Source organism: Methylobacterium fujisawaense (assembly GCF_014138435.1).
In the GTDB taxonomy this organism is placed as follows: domain Bacteria; phylum Pseudomonadota; class Alphaproteobacteria; order Rhizobiales; family Beijerinckiaceae; genus Methylobacterium; species Methylobacterium fujisawaense.
In genome coordinates this window covers 301,621-318,522 of record NZ_JACJIM010000006.1, presented here as the reverse complement: position 1 = coordinate 318,522, position 16,902 = coordinate 301,621, and the positions used below count along the sequence as shown (strand labels likewise).

At 70.6% G+C, this 16,902-nt stretch carries 15 protein-coding genes; 8 read left to right on the top strand and 7 right to left on the bottom strand.

The genetic code is table 11. The features are described 5' to 3' along the window. The first annotated feature begins 214 nt into the window (after nucleotides 1-214). The 4 genes from GGQ91_RS20175 to GGQ91_RS20160 all read left to right on the top strand — a co-directional run bounded on the left by GGQ91_RS20175 (nucleotide 215) and on the right by GGQ91_RS20160 (nucleotide 2,587). A complete protein-coding gene (locus GGQ91_RS20175) occupies nucleotides 215-544 on the top strand; it encodes a CsbD family protein (protein WP_053609625.1) in 330 nt (109 codons plus the stop codon). Nucleotides 545-921: 377 nt separating this feature from the next. After that, entirely contained in the window at nucleotides 922-1,395 is a 474-nt protein-coding gene (locus GGQ91_RS20170) for a VOC family protein (RefSeq protein ID WP_043384134.1), read from the top strand. 28 nt (nucleotides 1,396-1,423) lie between these two features. Beyond that, nucleotides 1,424-2,248 carry a 2-keto-4-pentenoate hydratase gene (locus GGQ91_RS20165; protein ID WP_043759451.1) on the top strand — a complete coding sequence of 275 codons (825 nt, stop codon included), beginning with the start codon at nucleotides 1,424-1,426 and terminating at the stop codon, nucleotides 2,246-2,248. Between the two features lie 102 nt (nucleotides 2,249-2,350). Beyond that, nucleotides 2,351-2,587 (top strand): hypothetical protein, encoded by a 237-nt coding sequence (locus GGQ91_RS20160; protein WP_043353327.1) that lies wholly within the window; start codon nucleotides 2,351-2,353, stop codon nucleotides 2,585-2,587. 16 nt (nucleotides 2,588-2,603) lie between these two features. Here GGQ91_RS20160 and GGQ91_RS20155 read toward each other — a convergent pair whose 3' ends face one another. Beyond that, complete coding sequence (locus tag GGQ91_RS20155; RefSeq protein ID WP_043353334.1) at nucleotides 2,604-3,311, bottom strand: response regulator; 708 nt, start codon at nucleotides 3,309-3,311, stop codon at nucleotides 2,604-2,606. Continuing rightward, a complete protein-coding gene (locus GGQ91_RS20150) occupies nucleotides 3,308-3,901 on the bottom strand; it encodes a MarR family winged helix-turn-helix transcriptional regulator (protein ID WP_210274645.1) in 594 nt (197 codons plus the stop codon). Before GGQ91_RS20150 ends, GGQ91_RS20155 begins: the two co-directional genes overlap by 4 nt. Before the next feature lie 140 nt (nucleotides 3,902-4,041). Here GGQ91_RS20150 and GGQ91_RS20145 point away from each other — a divergent pair, with 140 nt between their 5' ends. After that, on the top strand, nucleotides 4,042-5,409 hold the full coding sequence (locus GGQ91_RS20145; protein ID WP_182592715.1) for an 8-oxoguanine deaminase: 1,368 nt from the start codon (nucleotides 4,042-4,044) through the stop codon (nucleotides 5,407-5,409). Between the two features lie 33 nt (nucleotides 5,410-5,442). On the opposite strand, the gene GGQ91_RS20140 is transcribed toward GGQ91_RS20145, so the two are convergent. From GGQ91_RS20140 to GGQ91_RS20125, 4 genes are all read right to left on the bottom strand, one after another. Further along, on the bottom strand, nucleotides 5,443-7,116 hold the full coding sequence (locus tag GGQ91_RS20140; protein WP_043384032.1) for a formate--tetrahydrofolate ligase: 1,674 nt from the start codon (nucleotides 7,114-7,116) through the stop codon (nucleotides 5,443-5,445). Between the two features lie 258 nt (nucleotides 7,117-7,374). Further along, complete coding sequence (locus GGQ91_RS20135) at nucleotides 7,375-8,334, bottom strand: OmpA family protein (RefSeq protein WP_182592714.1); 960 nt, start codon at nucleotides 8,332-8,334, stop codon at nucleotides 7,375-7,377. 348 nt (nucleotides 8,335-8,682) lie between these two features. Then, complete coding sequence (locus GGQ91_RS20130; RefSeq protein ID WP_043384035.1) at nucleotides 8,683-10,551, bottom strand: tetratricopeptide repeat protein; 1,869 nt, start codon at nucleotides 10,549-10,551, stop codon at nucleotides 8,683-8,685. A gap of 154 nt (nucleotides 10,552-10,705) precedes the next feature. Further along, on the bottom strand, nucleotides 10,706-12,379 hold the full coding sequence (locus tag GGQ91_RS20125) for an electron transfer flavoprotein-ubiquinone oxidoreductase (protein WP_043353371.1): 1,674 nt from the start codon (nucleotides 12,377-12,379) through the stop codon (nucleotides 10,706-10,708). A gap of 313 nt (nucleotides 12,380-12,692) precedes the next feature. On the opposite strand from GGQ91_RS20125, the gene GGQ91_RS20120 reads away from it, so the two are divergent. Both GGQ91_RS20120 and ypfJ read left to right on the top strand, forming a co-directional pair. Further along, a complete protein-coding gene (locus GGQ91_RS20120; RefSeq protein ID WP_182592713.1) occupies nucleotides 12,693-13,583 on the top strand; it encodes a uracil-DNA glycosylase in 891 nt (296 codons plus the stop codon). 143 nt (nucleotides 13,584-13,726) lie between these two features. Continuing rightward, complete coding sequence (ypfJ, locus tag GGQ91_RS20115) at nucleotides 13,727-14,638, top strand: KPN_02809 family neutral zinc metallopeptidase (RefSeq protein ID WP_043384038.1); 912 nt, start codon at nucleotides 13,727-13,729, stop codon at nucleotides 14,636-14,638. Between the two features lie 87 nt (nucleotides 14,639-14,725). On the opposite strand, the gene GGQ91_RS20110 is transcribed toward ypfJ, so the two are convergent. Next, nucleotides 14,726-14,986 carry a hypothetical protein gene (locus GGQ91_RS20110; protein WP_043384142.1) on the bottom strand — a complete coding sequence of 87 codons (261 nt, stop codon included), beginning with the start codon at nucleotides 14,984-14,986 and terminating at the stop codon, nucleotides 14,726-14,728. 237 nt (nucleotides 14,987-15,223) lie between these two features. Between GGQ91_RS20110 and GGQ91_RS20105 the strand changes: the two genes are divergently transcribed. Then, nucleotides 15,224-16,846 carry an ABC-F family ATP-binding cassette domain-containing protein gene (locus GGQ91_RS20105; RefSeq protein ID WP_111473581.1) on the top strand — a complete coding sequence of 541 codons (1,623 nt, stop codon included), beginning with the start codon at nucleotides 15,224-15,226 and terminating at the stop codon, nucleotides 16,844-16,846. Nucleotides 16,847-16,902: the final 56 nt, after the last annotated feature.

Genomic DNA, 16,902 nt, shown 5'->3' with positions numbered 1-16,902 from the left:
CTCAGCCGATATCGCCTTCCGCGCGACCGTGACGGGACAGCGCGCCATCCCGGAATGGCCAGGGTCCGTGGCGGAAGCCTGGAGCCGCTGGACTGGACCGCTCGCCTGGAACGCTTGGAGGAGGCCGCCGTTGCACCCGTCGCGAGAGGGTGGGCGTCTGGCTTGCGAGACCGCAGCCGATGCCAGCCCGAGACAGGATGTGAAGGGCAGCGCGATGATCGACACGGACAGGATCACGGGGGCCGCGCGCGCGTTCGGCGGCACGGTTCAGAGCTCGGTCGGCGACCTCGCCGGTTCGAACCGCGATGCGATCGAGGGCCGGCTCCGCGAAGCGCAGGGCACCGCCGAGAACCTCTACGGTCAGGCCAAGGACGCGGTCCGGCACGCGGCCGACGAGATCTCGGACCACGCCGCGGAGGCCTATGACCGGAGCCGTGCCTACGCGTGGGAAGGTCACCAGACCTCCGTCGCCTGGCCCCACGCTTCCTTGCTCGTCGCCGGGCTCGCGGGCTTCGGTCTGGGCTTGCTCGTCAGCAAGCTCTGAGCCGCGACGCCCGCTCGCACCGACACCGTCGGCAGCGTGGCCCTAGCGGATCTCCCAGGCGGGGCCGCTCGCGGGCCCCGCGCGGCCGATGATCGGCCCGCGTCCCGGCCGGGCCTCCACGGCGCCGGGCAAAACGGTCCCCGCGCGGTCGATCGCGCGGCGACGCAAATCCGTGCGGCCAACCCGACCGGCCGGTCCCGCGTGTCGGTCTTTGCCGGGTCGACCTCTCATGGTTGTATGGGGGCGTGCCGCGGCCCCTGTCGGCCGGCGGCGAGGCCCGCCCGTCGGCATGGCACGGGAACGGCAAGGGAGGCACCGCAATGGCCAGCGTGGTCGCCGAGGATCAGGACGCCCGGAACGCGCTCGGCGAGAGCGAAATTCCCAAGGCCACGATCTGCCTCTGGTACGACACGGAGGCCGAGGCGGCCGCCCGATTCTACGTCGCGACCTTTCCGGACAGCGCCATGGGCGCGGTTTACCGGGCACCGGCCGATTACCCGTCGGGCAAGGCGGGGGACGTGCTGACGGTGGCGTTCACGGTGGCCGGCATCCCGTGCATCGGCCTGAACGGCGGTCCCGCCTTCCGGCACAGCGAGGCCTTCTCGTTCCAGATCGCCACGGACGACCAGGCGGAGACGGACCGGCTCTGGACCGCCATCGTCGACAATGGCGGGCAGGAGAGCGCCTGCGGCTGGTGCAAGGATCGCTGGGGCATCGCGTGGCAGATCACGCCACGCGTGCTCACCGCCGCGCTGGCGGCCGGCGGCGCGGAGGCCCGGCGCGCGTTCACGGCCATGATGACCATGGGGAAGATCGACGTCGCCGCGATCGAGGCGGCCCGGCGCGGATGACGTCGCGTCGGCCTGGACCCTGTTGCCGATGACCGAGCCGATATCCGCCGCGGCCCACGCGCGCACCATCCTGGCCGCGCACGAGCATCGCCGCCCCATCGCACCGCTGACCGGCTGGGATCCGACCTTCGACCTGCCGGCGGCCTACCGGGTCGCCGAGGCGATCCGGAGCCTGCGTGCCGGGCGCGGCGAGCGGAATGTCGGCTACAAGATCGGCTTCACCAACACGACCCTGTGGGAGCGGTACGGCGTCCGGGCGCCGATCTGGGGGCATGTCTACGACACGACCCTGCGCGACCGGGCCGCCCTGGGCGGACCGGTGCCCCTCGCGGCCTTCGTCGAGCCCCGGATCGAGCCGGAGATCGTGTTCGGTCTGGCACGCGCGCCGGAACCCGGCATGGATGCCGAGGCGCTGATCGCCTGCCTCGACTGGGCCGCGAGCGGCTTCGAGATCGTGCAGTCGCTCTATCCGGGCTGGCGCTTCGCGGCGCCCGACACCGTGGCGGCCTTCGGGCTGCACGGGTTGCTGGTGGTGGGCGAGCGGGTGCCGGTTCCGGCGGCCGCGCGGCGCGCCTGGATCGGCGACCTCGCGGGCTTCACCGTCGACCTGCTGCGGGACGGCGCCGTCGCCGACCGGGGCGGCGGCCGCAGCGTCCTCGGGACGGGACCGCTCGCCGCCCTCGCGCACTTGGTCGATGCGCTGGCTAACGATCCGGTCGCCCCGCCGCTCGCAGCCGGCACGGTCGTCACAACCGGCACGCTGACGGACGCGCTTCCGGTCGCCTCCGGCCAGCACTGGAGCACGCGGCTCGACGGGCTGCGGCTTCCCGGCATCGACCTTGCCCTGATCTGAAAGACCCGGCACGGGTTATCGTGCCAGGATCGTGTCGTTTCCCGGGCCGGCTCCGGGACTCTGGCATTGGTGATGGTTAGCCGACATGCCAAATGCTGAGCCATGCCTGGACGCCTGCGGCGACGCCACACGACCTTCCTCGTCTCCGTCACCGTGCAGGGCTCCAGCCCGGCATCCGGCGCCACGGTCTACGCGGTGATGAAGCCCAGCGCCGCGGAGGCGCTGGAGGCCGTCCGCCCTCTGGTCGACCCGTCGGCCACCCTCGCCGTCGTGGGCAGCCTGTCCACCCGGATCGCCAAGGCCCTCAAGCTGAAGCGCGACGAGCCGCGGGTGGTCTGAGCCGCCCGGTTCCGGCTCAATCCACCGCGAGCCGGTAGCCGACGCCCCGCACGGTCTGCAGGAAGACCGGATTGGCGGGGTCGACCTCGGTCTTGCGGCGCAGGCGGTTGATCTGCACGTCGACGGTGCGCTCCGCCGCGGCCCCGCCCGGGCCGGCGAGCTGCTCGCGCTCGACATTGGCGCCGCCCGCCATCGCCAGGATCGTCAGGATCTCGCGCTCGCGCTCGGTGATGCGGATCAGCTCGTCGTCCCGGCGCAGCTCGCCCCGGTCGACCCGGAACGCGAACGGCCCGAAGGTCACCGCCTCGGCGGCCGCCGCGCGGGGCCGCGCGCTGCGCTTGATGATGTTGTTGAGCCGCAGCGTCAGCTCCCGCGGCTCGAAGGGCTTGGGCAGGTAATCGTCCGCGCCGATCTCCAGCCCCATCACCCGGTCGTTCGGGTTGGAGCGGGCGGTGAGCATCAGGATCGGCACCCGCGACGTCTCGCGCACGCTGCGGGCGTAGTCGAAGCCGTTCTCGCCGGGCATCATCACGTCGAGGACCATGGCGTCGAACACGACGCTCTGGGCCCGGGCCCGGGCCTCCGCGGCGCTCGCCGCTGCGGTGACCCGGAAGCCCTGGTCGGTGAGGTAGCGGGCGAGCAATTCGCGCAGCCGGCGGTCGTCGTCGACCACGAGGACGTGGGGCGCCTCGTCGGGCAGGTCGGCCCGGGCGGCATTGCTCACGCGCACTCCTCCCCGGCGACGCGCCCGTCGCTCCCGCCCCCGCGCCGCGCCATCAGGCGCTGGACCGCCGGGCGGTCCTCCGGCTCGATCATCGCCATCAGGAAATCCTCCGGGGAGCCCCGGGCATCCGGCGCCGCGAGCGCCCGGGCGAGGCGGCGGGCCTGGACCCGCGTGAGGTCGGCCGCGAGACGGGCGCCGGCCTCGGTGCAGTAGAGGAGGCGCTGGCGCCGGTCGCTGGAACCGGGCTTCTGCGCGACGTAGCCCTGCCCGATCAGGTCCTTGAGCACCCGGTTCAGGCTCTGCTTGGTGATGCGCAGGATGTCGAGGAGTTCGGCGATGGTCAGGCCGGGATAGCGGTCGACGAAGTGCAGCACCCGGTGGTGGGCCCGGCCGAAGCCGTAGGCGGCCAGGATCCGGTCGGGATCGCCCACGAAATCCCGGTAGGCGAAGAACAGAAGCTCGATCAGGTCGTCGCTGCCGAGGGCGGCCGGCGCGGCGCCCGGGACGGGTTTCGCCGCGAAGATCGCCTCGCGCGGGGCTGTCCGTGTCACGGCGCGGCCGCTCCCAACGGGTGATAGGTCAGTCCCCATGACGTTTCTCAAGGCGGCCCGGGCCCGTCAACCCTGACCGGGCCGGCCGGGGCGCCGGCCGGCGGCGATCCTCAAGCGGGATTGCCGCCGGTCCGGCCCCTCCGCTACGCAGGATCCTCGATCGACGGGAGCGGACGGACATGGACGAGGCAGCTGAACCGGGACCGGGACGCCTCTGGATCCGCGATCCGCGCGCCATCCTGGCCGAGGGCGCCGGGGGCGGGATCGTCGTGGCGGGCACCCGGATCGTCGAATGCGTGGCGGCGGGCGCGAAACCCGCCGCGCCCGTGGACGAGACCTTCGACGCCTCGCGCCACGTGGTCATCCCGGGGCTGATCAACACCCATCACCACGCCTTCCAGACGCTGACCCGCGCCCACCCGCTGGCGATCAACAAGCCGCTCTTTCCCTGGCTGAAGGCGCTCTACACGGTCTGGGGGCGGATCACCCCGGAGGCGTTCCGGCTCGCCACGCAGGTGGCCTTCACCGAGCTGTTGCTCTCGGGCTGCACCACGGCGGGCGACCATCACTACCTGTTCCCGAAGGGGCTGGAGGATTCGATGGACGTCCAGGTCGCGGAGGCCCGGGCCCTCGGGATCCGGGCCGCGATCACCCGCGGCTCCATGAGCCTGTCCGACCGGGAGGGCGGGCTGCCGCCCGAGAGCCTGACCCAGGACGACGACACGATTCTTTCGGATTGCGAGCGGGTGCTGAACCTGTTCCACGACCCCGCCCCCGGCGCGATGGTGCAGGTCGCGCTCGCCCCCTGCTCGCCCTTCGCGGTGACCCGGCGTCTGATGCGCGAGAGCGCGGCGCTCGCCGCCCGGCACGGGAGCCGGCTGCACACCCATCTCGGCGAGACGCTGGACGAGGACGCCTATTGCCAGCAGATGTTCGGTTGCCGGCCGGTGGAGTACCTCGAGGAGGTCGGCTGGCTGAACGACCGGGTCTGGCTCGCCCACGGCATCCACTTCACCGATGCCGAGGTCGCCCGGCTCGGCAAGGCCGGGGTCGGCGTCTGCCACTGCCCGACCTCGAACATGACCCTGGCCTCGGGCCGCTGCCGCACCTGCGAGCTGGAGGCGGCGGGCTCGCCCGTGGGCCTCGGCGTCGACGGCTCGGCCTCGAACGACAGCTCGAACCTGATGGAGGGCGTGCGCCACGCCCTGATGATCAACCGGCTCACCTACGGGGCGGAGGCCGTGACGCATCTCGACGCCCTGCGCTGGGCCACCGAGGGCTCGGCCGCCTGCCTCGGCCGCACCGATATCGGCCGGATCGAGCCGGGCCGGGAGGCGGACCTCGCCCTGTTCGCCCTGGACGAGCTGCGCTTCTCCGGCGCCCACGACCCGCTGGCGGCTCTGGTCCTGTGCGGCGCCACCCGGGCCGACCGGGTGATGGTGGCGGGCCGCTGGCGGGTGATCGACGGCCAGCCGCTCGGGGTCGATACCGGGATGCTGCGCGAGGCGCATTCCCGGCTGGCGGTGGACCTGTTCGGAGCGGTGTAGAGGGCGAGCCCTGACCCGCCCCGCGCGTGATCCTCAGAACAGCCCGTCGATCTGCCCGTTGGCGTCCAGCCGGATTGTGTCGGCGGCGGGCACCCGGGGCAGGCCCGGCATGGTCATGATCTCCCCGCAGATCGCCACCACGAAGCCGGCGCCGGCCGAGAGCCGGACGTCGCGCACGCCCACGATGTGGCCCTCGGGGGCGCCCATCAGGGTCGGGTCGGTGGAGAACGAGTACTGGGTCTTGGCCATGCAGATCGGCAGGTTTCCGTAGCCGTCCTTCTCGAAGGTGGCGAGCTTGGCCTGAGCCTTCGTCTCGATCTGGATGTCGGCGGCCCCGTACAGCTTGGTGGCGATCGCCCGGATCTTGTCGGAGAGGCGGCTCTCCGTCTCGTAGGCGTGGCGGATCGGCGCCGGCTCGGCCTCGGAGAGCTTCACCACCGCGCGGGCCAGCTCCTCGGCCCCGGCCCCGCCCTCCGCCCAGTGGCGGCAGGTGATCGCCTCGACGTCGAGCCGCTCGCGGCACAGTTCCTTGAGCTTGGCGTGCTCGGCATCGGTGTCGGCGTAGAAGTGGTTGACGCCGACCACCACCGGCAGGCCGAAGCCGCGCAGGTTGGTCACGTGCCGGGCGAGGTTGGCGAAGCCCTTCTCCAGGGCGTCGATGTTCTCGGCCCCGAGGTTCTTCTTGTCGACGCCGCCATGCATCTTGAGGGCGCGGATGGTCGCCACCACCACCACGGCCGAGGGGGTCAGCCCCGCCTGCCGGCACTTGATGTCGAGGAACTTCTCGGCGCCGAGATCGGCGCCGAACCCGGCCTCCGTCACCGTGTAGTCGGCGAGCCGAAGGCCGGCCCGTGTGGCGATCACCGAGTTGCAACCATGGGCGATGTTGGCGAAGGGGCCGCCATGGATCAGCGCCGGGTTGCCCTCGAGCGTCTGCACGAGGTTGGGCTGCAGGGCGTCCTTGAGCAGCACCGTCATGGCGCCGGTGGCCTTCACGTCCTTGAGGGTGACGAGCTTGCGGTCGCGGGTCTCGGCGATCACGATCCGGCCGAGGCGCTCCTCCAGGTCGGCGAGGTCCTTGGCGAGGCAGAACACCGCCATCACCTCGGAGGCCACCGTGATGTCGAACCCGTCCTCCCGGGGGAAGCCGTTGGCGACGCCGCCGAGCGACTGGGTGATCTGGCGCAAAGCCCGGTCGTTCATGTCGACGACGCGGCGCCAGTGGATGCGGCGCACGTCGATGTTGAGCTCGTTCGCCCAGTAGACGTGGTTGTCGATCAGCGCGGCCGCGAGGCTGTGGGCCGACGTGATGGCGTGGAAGTCGCCGGTGAAGTGCAGGTTGATCTGCTCCATCGGCACGACCTGGGCCTTGCCGCCGCCGGCGGCGCCGCCCTTCATGCCGAAGCACGGCCCGAGCGACGGCTCGCGCAGGCAGATCATGGTCTTCTCGCCGATGCGGTTCAGGGCGTCGCCCAGGCCCACCGTGGTGGTGGTCTTGCCCTCGCCCGCGGGCGTCGGGGAGATCGCCGTGACCAGCACGAGCTTGCCGGGCTTCCGGCTCTCCAGCCCGGCGATGTAGCCGTGGTCGATCTTGGCGATGTGCTTGCCGTAATTGTGGAGCGCGTCATCCGGGATGCCGAGCTTCTCGGCGACCTGCGCGATCGGCTTCAGGGTCGCGGCGCGGGCGATCTCGATATCTGACGGCATGGGCCTTCCTCCCTGACTCGCGGGCGCGATGCCCGCCCGCCGGCTCTTGCCGTGCGAATCTCCTGCCGTGCGGGCTGCGGCTTGGCCGCCCGCGAACGGCTGCGCACTGTGCGTCAAAGCCCGGGAAAATGCGCGTCGATTTTTATGATATGGCGGACAAAATACTCTTGTCGCCCCCGACGTCCCCAGCTCCGACGCACGGAGCGGGTCCGGACCAGCGAGACGCCCGGTCGAGGCCTGCCATCGGCGCCTCTGCCCTCAGAACCTGACCAGCTCGACGCGCCGGTTCTTCGCCCGTCCCTCCGCGCTGTCGTTGGCGGCGACCGGGCTGGACGCCCCGAAGCCCCTGGCCTTCAGCCGATCCCTCGCGACGCCGGCGGCGACGAGCTTCGCCATGACCGACTTGGCACGGCCGTCGGACAAGGCCTGGTTGTGCGCGGCGGCTCCGGTCTCGTCGGTATGGCCGTTGATCGCGAGCCGCAGGCCGGGATTCGTCCGCAGCAGGCCCGCCACCGCGTCGATCTGCGGGGCGGAGGCCGGCAGGATCTCGGTCCTGTCGGTGGCGAAGTTGACCTGGATCACCGCCTTTCCCGTCGTGTCGAGGTCCTGCTTCAGCTGCTCGGCGGGCAGGAGGGCGGCGGTCTGGAGAAACGGCTTGGTCTCCAGGATGGTCCAGGCCGCGTTGTTGCTGCCGGGCACGAAATGGACCCAGATCTGCCGGTCCGGCCGGCGGATCACCCAGGTCTGCACCGGCTCGTTGTAGACATTGCCCAGGCCCTCATACATCCCGATCCGGATGTCCTCGGGCAGCGTCTCCGTGAGGGTGGCGGGGATCCTGCTGTCGGCGATCTTCCGGCCGCCGGCCTGTGTCAGCACGGCCTCGATATTCTTCTTCAGCTCATAGGATGCGTAGGTCTTGCCGTCCTTGGTGCCGATGAGGGACAGGAAGACCTTGCCCTCGACCTCGTGGAGCGCCGTGCCGGTCCAGAACAGGAAATGCCCGAAAGCGCGGGTCTCGGGCGGGTTCAGCGGCTGGTAGCCGTCGGGGAGCGCGAAGTAGGGAAAGCCGCCGAGCGGCGCGTTCGAGACGGGAACGGCCTCCAGGATGGACGCAGCCGGCCCGGACACCGTGTCCTGCGCGCTCGCAGGATCGGCCGGGATTCCGGATGCCGCACAGGCGAGGGCCAGCAGGATCCAGACCGGCTTCAGCGCTTTCACGATCCACTCCGACAGGTTGCGGAGGCGCGAGCCTAGCGGGCCCGGATCGTCAGGCAATTAGGCCTCTTGAGCTACGGTCCCCAAGAGAATCCCGTTCGTCTTTGCGCTTTGCAGGACGGCGCGACGGGATGTCGGGTGCAGAATACCGGCGATCTTACGCAGGCACCGGGAGCCTGAACGGGCGCAGGCTCATGCCCGGAGGCCGAAGATCTTGCCCTTGCGGCCCGAAGCCGCCTTGCGGATCTTCCGGACGGCGCGCCCGAGCGTCGGCTGCGGGCGGCGCCGGCCGCCGCACCGCCGTGACGAACGAGGTGCGGACCGCCAGCGCGCCGGATCGGGAGAGGGGCGCTAGCCCCCCGACTTCTTGGCCTTGTCGGCGGCGCCCGGCGCCTCGTGCGGCTGGGGGGCGCCCTTCGGCAATTCCGGGTTCTCGGCGTTGTGCGGGGCGGCGACCGGGGCCGGCACGGTCTCGGCGGTGGCGGTCGGCTTCTCGATGTCGGGCAGCCCGTCCTTCAGCTTCGCGTTGATCTGCGTGAGGTCGTCCGGCTCGGGGTTCAGATCCTTGGCGTGCTGCCACTGGAACTTGCCCTCGAGGCGCCGGCCCGAACGCCAGTAGGCGTCGCCCAGGTGGTCGTTGATGGTCGGATCGCCGGGCTTCAGCTCGACCGCCTTCTCCAGCTCGCGCACCGCATCGTCCCAACGGCCGAGGCGGTAATAGGCCCAGCCGAGGCTGTCGACGATCATCCCGTCCCGGGGGCTCGCATCGGCGGCCTGCTGCAGCAGCTTGAACGCCTCGTCGATGTTGACGTTCTGATCGACCCAGGAATAGCCGAGATAGTTCATCACCTGCGCCTTGGCGGCCGGCTGGTTGGCCGGCACCAGCGACAGGGCCTTCTTCAGGTCGGCCTCGGCCTTCGGCCACTGCTTGGCGCGCTCGTAGGCGGTGCCGCGGAAATAGTAGGTCGTCCAGTAATTGGCCTGCGGCCGGTCGCCGATCAGGCCGATGGCCCGGGTGTAGGTGGCGGCCGCCTCCTCGTATTTCTTGCGGGCGCGCTGCACGTTGCCCAGCGCCGTGATGACGTCGATGTCGTCCGGATGGGCCTTCATCGCCGCGTCGAGATGGGCCAGGGCCTCGTCGCCCTTGCCCATCTGCTCCAGGTTCAGGCCGATCTGGATGTCGGCGTTGAGCTTGAGCGGGGAGGCGGCCGGGATCTGCGCGTAGGCCTCGTTGGCCCGCTCGGGCTGCTTCATCCGGTCCAGCGTGTCGGCCAGCGTCAGCCGGGCGAGGGCGTGGTCGGGGGCGAGGTAGAGCGCCAGCCGCAGGTAGATCACGGCGGGCAGTTCGTCGCCCTGCGTCGAGCCCGCGGAGCCCAGCCCGTACAGCACCTCGGCTGCGCCCTCCTGGGCGGTGCCGATCAGCCGCGTCAGCGGCTTGCCCTCCTTGAGCTTGTCGAGGGCGTCGCGCACCAGCGGGTGGCGGGGCGAGAGCTGGTCGAAGTCGGAATAGGCCTGGATCGCCAGATCGGTGCGGCCGAGGCTCGCCTCCATCCGGGCATAGGCGTCGACGATGCGCAGGGTGTTGCGGTCGGCCTCGTAGGCGGCCTTGAGGCGCCGCTCGGCCTCGGCGTTGTCGCCGGTCACCGAGGCGATCAGGCCGGCATGGTAGTCGCGGAAGGTGTTGTAGTAGCGCTCGCCCCGGAGCTTGTTGACCGTCTCCAGCGCCTTCTTGCCGTCACCCGCGCCGGCATACGACCAGGCGGTGAGCAGCGTCGCGGTCAGGTCGGTGGCCGCCCCGCGGCCGCTGCGCGAGAAGTTCTGGCGGGCGGCGGCCCATTGGCCCGCCTTGATCTGGCGCACCCCCAGCGAGAGGTTGGCGAGCCCGTTGGTGGGATCGCGGGCGATGAGCTTCTCGGCGGTGCGGAACGCGTCCGGCAGGGCGCCGTCGGCGAGCAGCGAGATGAAGGCGCGCTCGACCAGCTCGGCGTTGCGCGGATCGGCCTTGACCGCCTCGCGGTAGAAGGTCGCCGCCGCCGCCGTGTCCCGGGACGCGCCCGCGATGTAGGCGGAGAGGAAGTTGCCCTCCAGCGAATCCGCGGGCTCGTAGTCGAGCACCGGGGTCGATTCCCTCGGCTGCGCGGCCAGCACGGTCTGCGGCAGCCCGGCGGCGAGCAGAAGGGCGAGCGCCGAGACGCTCCGGCGGGCGCGTGTGATCATCATGAACCGATCGCGGCTCCTGGGCGCCGGCCCGTCAGGGGCCGGGCGCGAGAATGGCGGGGCATCCCCGAAAAAACGCTGGGGACACTGAACCCATCCCGCCAGCCCCGCAAGGCGAAAGGATGACGCCGCGTCCTCCCAGCCCGGTCCGGGCGCCTCACATGTTCGGGTAGTTCGGCCCGCCGGGCCCCTCCGGGGTCACCCAGTCGATGTTCTGGTTCGGATCCTTGATGTCGCAGGTCTTGCAGTGGACGCAGTTCTGCGCGTTGATCTGGTAGCGCACCCCGTCGCTCGCGGCGGAATCCGCCACCCACTCGTAGACGCCCGCCGGGCAGTAGCGGCCGGACGGCCCGCCATAGACGTCGTGCTCGGAGCGCTTCTGCAGCTCCAAGTCGCGGACCTTGAGGTGCGGCGGCTGGTCCTCCTCGTGGTTGGTGTTCGACAGGTAGACCGAGGAGAGCCGGTCGAAGGTCAGCTTGCCGTCGGGCTTCGGGTAGACGATCGGCGTCACCTCGGAGAGCGGCTTGAGGCAGGCGTGGTCGGGCTTGCCGTGCTTGAGCGTGCCGAACGGCGAGGCGCCGAAGATGCTCGTCGCCCACATGTCGATCCCGCCGAGGCCGACGCCCACCAGCGTGCCGTACTTGGACCAGAGCGGCTTGACGTTGCGCACCGCCTTCAGGTCCTGCCCGATCGGGCTGTCGCGCCAGCCGGCCTCGTAGGCGGTGAGCTCGTCCCCGGCGCGGCCCGCCTTCAGGGCGTCCGCGATGGCGTCGGCCGCCTGCATCCCGGAGAGCACCGCGTTGTGCGAGCCCTTGATCCGCGGCACGTTGACGAAGCCCGCCGAGCAGCCGACCAGGCAGCCGCCGGGGAAGACCAGCTTCGGCACCGATTGCCAGCCGCCCTCCATGATGGCGCGCGCGCCGTAGCCGATGCGCTTGGCGCCCTCGAAGGTCTCGGCGATCAGCGGGTGGGTCTTGAAGCGCTGGAACTCCTCGAACGGCGACAGGGTCGGGTTCTCGTAGTTCAGGTGCGTGACGAAGCCGACCGAGAGCAGGTTGTCGTCGAAATGGTAGAGCCAGGAGCCGCCGCCGGCCTTGTTGGGCAGCGGCCAGCCCATGGTGTGGCGCACGAGCCCGGGCTCGAACTTGCCCGGCGCGAGCTGCCAGAGCTCCTTCACGCCGAGCCCGTACTTGAAGTGGTCGCTGTGCCGGTTGAGCGAGAAGCGCTGGATCAGACCCTTGGTCAGGTTGCCCCGGGCGCCCTCGCCGAACACCGTGTACTTGGCGCGCAGCTCCATGCCGCGGGTGTAGTCCTCGCGCGGCGCGCCGGACTTGCCGATCCCGAGATCGCCCGTGGCGATGCCCGCCACCGCGCCCTTGTCGTCGAACAGCACCTCGGAGGCCGGGAAGCCCGGATAGATCTCGACGCCGAGCGCCTCGGCCTGCGCGCCCAGGTACTTGCAGACGTTCGAGAGCGAGCCGACGAAATTGCCGTGGTTCGACATGAGCTTGGGGAAGAACAGGTTCGGCAGGGTGATGCCGCTGTTCTTGGTGAGCATCATGAACTCGTCGCGCTGAACTTCCGTCTTGAGCGGCCGCTCCGGGTCCTGGCGCCATTCGGGCAGGAGCCGGTCGAGGCCGATCGGGTCGATCACCGCGCCCGAGAGGATATGGGCGCCGACCTCGGAGCCCTTCTCGACGACGACGACGCTGATCTCCTCGCCGATCTCGGCGGCGCGCTGCTTCAGGCGGATCGCGGTGGCGAGGCCGGCCGGGCCGGCGCCCACCACGACCACGTCGAAATCCATGCTCTCGCGTTCGGGCAGCGCCATCCTCGCCTCTCCTTTTCTTCTTCCAGTCTTCTTCCAGCCCCCGATCCGCGGTGGGCCGGCATCCCTGCTGCCGTCTCAAGCGATTCCAAGCTGGAAAGGCAAGTTGCCGAAGATCCGGCTTAAGGCAAAGTTCCCTTTGCCGCACGGGGCGGTACATGTGACGGGTGCCGGACGATCCCACCCCGTCCGCAACCCGGCATGCCGGTCAGACGGCAGGGGGGGGCGGGGCCCGCGGAATCGCGCTGTTCCGTCACGCAAGACCTTGCCCGGCCGGCGGGTTTCGAGAGTTGTCCACAGGCCGCGGCGTTCCCACATGCTCCTCTCCATGCCGAGCCCCAACGACGCGCAAGCCGATCTGATCGCCTATCTCGACTTCCACGTGGAGGCCGGTGCCGACGCGGTTCTGGACGAGCGGCCGCACGACCGGTTCAGCGAGGCGGATGCGCCGGCGCCGACCCTGCGCGCACCGCGCCGGGCCCCCGACCCGCCCGTCGGCCAGACCGCCGGCCCGACCGCCGGCAGCCTCGTGCCGCCCCCCGGTTCGCCGCCGCCCGCCGCGCCGTCGCGGACCTTCGGCCGCGCCGCCAGCGCCCAGCCCGACGAAGCCGCGAGCGACGCCCGCGCCCGGGCGCGGCAGGCGAAGACCCTGGACGAGCTGGAGCGGATCCTCGCCGATTTCGACGCCTGCCCGCTGCGCTTCACCGCCAAGAACCTCGTCTTCGCCGACGGCAATCCCGAGGCGCGGGTGATGTTTCTCGGCGAGGCGCCCGGCGCCGACGAGGACCGGATCGGCAAGCCGTTCATGGGCCGCTCGGGCCAGCTCCTCGACAAGATGATGAAGGCGATCGGGCTCGACCGGACCAGCGCCTACGTCGCCAACATCGTGCCTTGGCGCCCGCCGGGCAACCGCAACCCGACGCCCCAGGAGGTGGCGGTGTGCCGGCCCTTCGTGGAGCGCCAGATCGAGCTGGTCGATCCGGACCTCATCGTCTGCCTCGGTGCGCCCGCGACCCAGACGCTGACCGGCACGAAGGATGGCATCCTGCGGACCCGCGGCCGACTGTTCCCCTACAAGCTGCCCAACCGCGAGGTGAAGCTGCTCGCCACCCTCCACCCGGCCTTCCTGCTGCGCCAGCCGGTGCAGAAGCGTCTCGCATGGCGGGATTTCCGATCCCTGCGTGCCCTTCTCGACGGGAAAGCTTGACCACGTGGGCGGAACCGGGTCTCCCCTCCCGCCATTAGAGCTTCGTTCCCGCCGCTGGTCCACCGTCGGCCGGACATAGCGACGCATAGCAAACCGTGGGCTGCCCGAGGCGGCCGGCGCAGCATTGATGGCGGGACCCAACCATGCGCTGGGAAGATCTACGCAGCTCCGACAACGTCGAGGATCGCCGGGGCGAGGGCGGCGGCGGTGGCGGCATGGGCTTTCCCGGCGGCGGCGCCGGCGGGCTCGGCATCGGCACCATCGTGGTGCTGCTGATCATCAGCTATTTCACCGGTATCAACCCGGCGATCCTGATCGGCGGCGCCGAGCGGATCGGCGGCGGGCGCGGCCAGCAGGAGCAGCAGGTCGATCCGCAGACCCAGGCCAAGCGGCGGCAGGCGCCGACGGACGAGAGCGGCCGGTTCGCCTCGAAGATCCTCGGCAACACCGAGGACGTCTGGAGCCAGATCCTGCCGCAGCAGACCGGCAAGCAGTACACGCCGACGACCCTGGTGCTGTATACCGGCGGCACCCGCTCGGGCTGCGGCTCGGCCCAGGCGGCGATGGGCCCGTTCTACTGCCCCCTCGACAAGAAGGTCTATCTCGACACGGGCTTCTTCAAGGAGATGGCCTCGAAGTTCGGCGTGAAGGGCGATTTCGCCTACGCCTACGTCATCGCCCACGAGGTCGGCCACCACGTCCAGGACGTGCTCGGCATCCTCGGCAAGGTCCAGGCGCGCCAGCAGCAGGCGTCCAGCAAGACCGAGGCGAACGCCCTCTCGGTGCGGATCGAGCTGATGGCCGACTGCCTCGCCGGCGTCTGGGCCAAGAACTCCAACGACAAGTACGCCGAGCTGGAGCAGGGCGACATCGACGAGGCCCTGAACGCCGCCGCCCAGATCGGCGACGACGCCCTGCAGCAGCGCTCGAAGGGCTACGTGGTGCCGGATTCCTTCACCCACGGCTCCTCGGCCCAGCGCCAGCGCTGGTTCAAGGCCGGCTACAAGAGCGGCCAGACCAAGGCCTGCGACACGTTCCGGACGGCGAACAACTGAGATGTGCGGCGGGGCGGAGAGCCTCGTCCGGACCTGACATACGTCCTCCCTCCCCTCTTCGCGGGGGAGGGAGACGCGCACTCCGCCTCACCCCCGGCTCAGGCGCCGGGCATTGGCCTGGACCTTCCGCCGGTAGCTGCGGATCACCTTGCCGTTCGAGGCCCCCGCGGCGAGCATCAGAGCCGCCTCGCCGGCGGCCAGCATCTTCTCGGTCACCATGAGCTGCGCCTCGACCTGCGCGGCCGGCCCCCCGAGGGCGAACATCGCCATCCGCTGGGCGATCACGCCCTGAGCCTCCAGGCCGAGCATGGCCATGTCGAGGCTCGTCGTCCACCAACCGCAAAACATCATCGTCCTCAAAGGCGTCCGCCACGGCCAAGCCCGGCACCATACGCCGGAGCGGCGGCTGGAGCGGCAGGGAAACGACTTAGCTCGCGGAATCGGGCAGAAAAGCCGTCCGGCGACCGGATGACGGTCACGGTTGCGCGCCATGCAGGGCCCCGCGGCCGCGCCCGTCTTTGCGCCGTCTCGATCGATGCCGTAAGCGCCCCGGAGCCTCATTCCCGGACACCGCGCCCGCACTTCATGATTCGCCTGGACAAGATCACCAAGCAGAACGGGCGGCAGCTCGTCTTCATCGAGGCCTCGGCCGCCCTGCAGCGGGGCGAGAAGGTCGGGCTGGTCGGCCCGAACGGGGCCGGCAAGACCACCCTGTTCCGGATGATCATCGGCCAGGAGCAGCCCGACGAGGGGCAGGTCGCCGCCGACCGGGGCATCACGATCGGCTATTTCAGCCAGGATGTCGGCGAGATGTCCGGCCGCAGCGTCGTCACCGAGGTGATGGACGGCGCCGGCCCAGTGAGCGCGGTGGCGGCCGAGCTCGCCGAGCTCGGCGCGGCCCTCGCCGACCCGGACCGCGCCGACGAGATGGACGCCCTGATCGAGCGCTACGGCGAGGTCCAGGCCCGGTTCGAGGAGCTCGACGGCTACGCCCTGGAGGGCCGCGCACGGGAGGTGCTCGACGGCCTCAGCTTCAGCCAGGAGATGATGGACGGGGATGTCGGCGCCCTCTCGGGCGGCTGGAAGATGCGCGTCGCGCTGGCCCGCATCCTGCTGATGCGCCCGGACGTGATGCTCCTCGACGAGCCGTCCAACCACCTCGACCTCGAGAGCCTGATCTGGCTCGAATCCTTCCTGAAGGCCTATGACGGCGCCCTGTTGATGACCTCGCACGACCGCGAGTTCATGAACCGCATCGTCACCAAGGTCATCGAGATCGACGGCGGCGCGCTCACCACCTTCTCGGGCGACTTCGCTTTCTACGAAGGCCAGCGGAAGTTGAACGAGGCGCAGCAGCAGGCGCAGTTCGAGCGCCAGCAGGCCATGCTGGCCAAGGAGATCGCCTTCATCGAGCGGTTCAAGGCCCGGGCCTCCCACGCCGCCCAGGTGCAGAGCCGGGTGAAGAAGCTCGACAAGATCGAGCGCGTGGAGCCGCCCCGGCGGCGGCAATCGGTGGCCTTCGAATTCCAGCCGGCGCCGCGCTCGGGCGACGACGTCGTGATGCTCAAAGGCGTGCACAAGCGCTACGGCAGCCGCACGATCTACGAGGGCCTCGACTTCTCGGTGCGCCGCCGCGAGCGCTGGTGCGTGATGGGCATCAACGGCGCCGGCAAGTCGACGCTCCTGAAGCTCGTGACCGGCACCACCGCACCGGATGACGGCTCGGTCACGGTGGGCGGCAGCGTCAAGCTCGGCTACTTCGCCCAGCACGCCATGGACCTGCTCGACGGCGACCGCACCGTGTTCCAGACCCTGGAGGAGGCCTTCCCGCAGGCCGGACAGGGCTCGCTGCGGGCGCTGGCCGGCTGCTTCGGCTTCTCGGGGGACGATGTCGAGAAGCGCTGCCGGGTTCTCTCGGGGGGCGAGAAGGCCCGGCTGGTCATGGCGCTGATGCTCTACGATCCGCCGAACTTCCTGGTGCTCGACGAGCCGACCAACCACCTGGACATGGGCACCAAGGAGATGCTGATCGAGGCGCTGGCCAACTACGAGGGGACGATGCTGTTCGTCTCCCACGACCGGCACTTCCTGGCCGCACTCTCGAACCGGGTGCTGGAGGTGACCCCGGAGGGCATCCACCAGTATGGCGGCGGCTACACCGAATACGTGGCCCGCACCGGCCAGGAGGCGCCGGGCCTGCGGAGCTGACGGGCGCGGACGGACCCCGTCCCGGTGCGGTGCGACCGGCGCGCCGCTATCCCCCC

Bases quoted from the DNA above. Each gene is read 5' to 3' on its own strand.
- GGQ91_RS20165 (WP_043759451.1), top strand. From the start codon at position 1,424: ATGACCGAGCCGATATCCGCCGCGGCCCACGCGCGCACCATCCTGGCC.
- GGQ91_RS20150 (WP_210274645.1), bottom strand. From the start codon at position 3,901: ATGGGGACTGACCTATCACCCGTTGGGAGCGGCCGCGCCGTGACACGG.
- GGQ91_RS20145 (WP_182592715.1), top strand. From the start codon at position 4,042: ATGGACGAGGCAGCTGAACCGGGACCGGGACGCCTCTGGATCCGCGAT.
- GGQ91_RS20140 (WP_043384032.1), bottom strand. From the start codon at position 7,116: ATGCCGTCAGATATCGAGATCGCCCGCGCCGCGACCCTGAAGCCGATC.
- GGQ91_RS20105 (WP_111473581.1), top strand. From the start codon at position 15,224: ATGATTCGCCTGGACAAGATCACCAAGCAGAACGGGCGGCAGCTCGTC.
- ypfJ (WP_043384038.1), top strand. From the start codon at position 13,727: ATGCGCTGGGAAGATCTACGCAGCTCCGACAACGTCGAGGATCGCCGG.
- GGQ91_RS20125 (WP_043353371.1), bottom strand. From the start codon at position 12,379: ATGGCGCTGCCCGAACGCGAGAGCATGGATTTCGACGTGGTCGTGGTG.
- GGQ91_RS20110 (WP_043384142.1), bottom strand. From the start codon at position 14,986: ATGTTTTGCGGTTGGTGGACGACGAGCCTCGACATGGCCATGCTCGGC.
- GGQ91_RS20120 (WP_182592713.1), top strand. From the start codon at position 12,693: ATGCTCCTCTCCATGCCGAGCCCCAACGACGCGCAAGCCGATCTGATC.
- GGQ91_RS20175 (WP_053609625.1), top strand. From the start codon at position 215: ATGATCGACACGGACAGGATCACGGGGGCCGCGCGCGCGTTCGGCGGC.
- GGQ91_RS20130 (WP_043384035.1), bottom strand. From the start codon at position 10,551: ATGATGATCACACGCGCCCGCCGGAGCGTCTCGGCGCTCGCCCTTCTG.
- GGQ91_RS20160 (WP_043353327.1), top strand. From the start codon at position 2,351: ATGCCTGGACGCCTGCGGCGACGCCACACGACCTTCCTCGTCTCCGTC.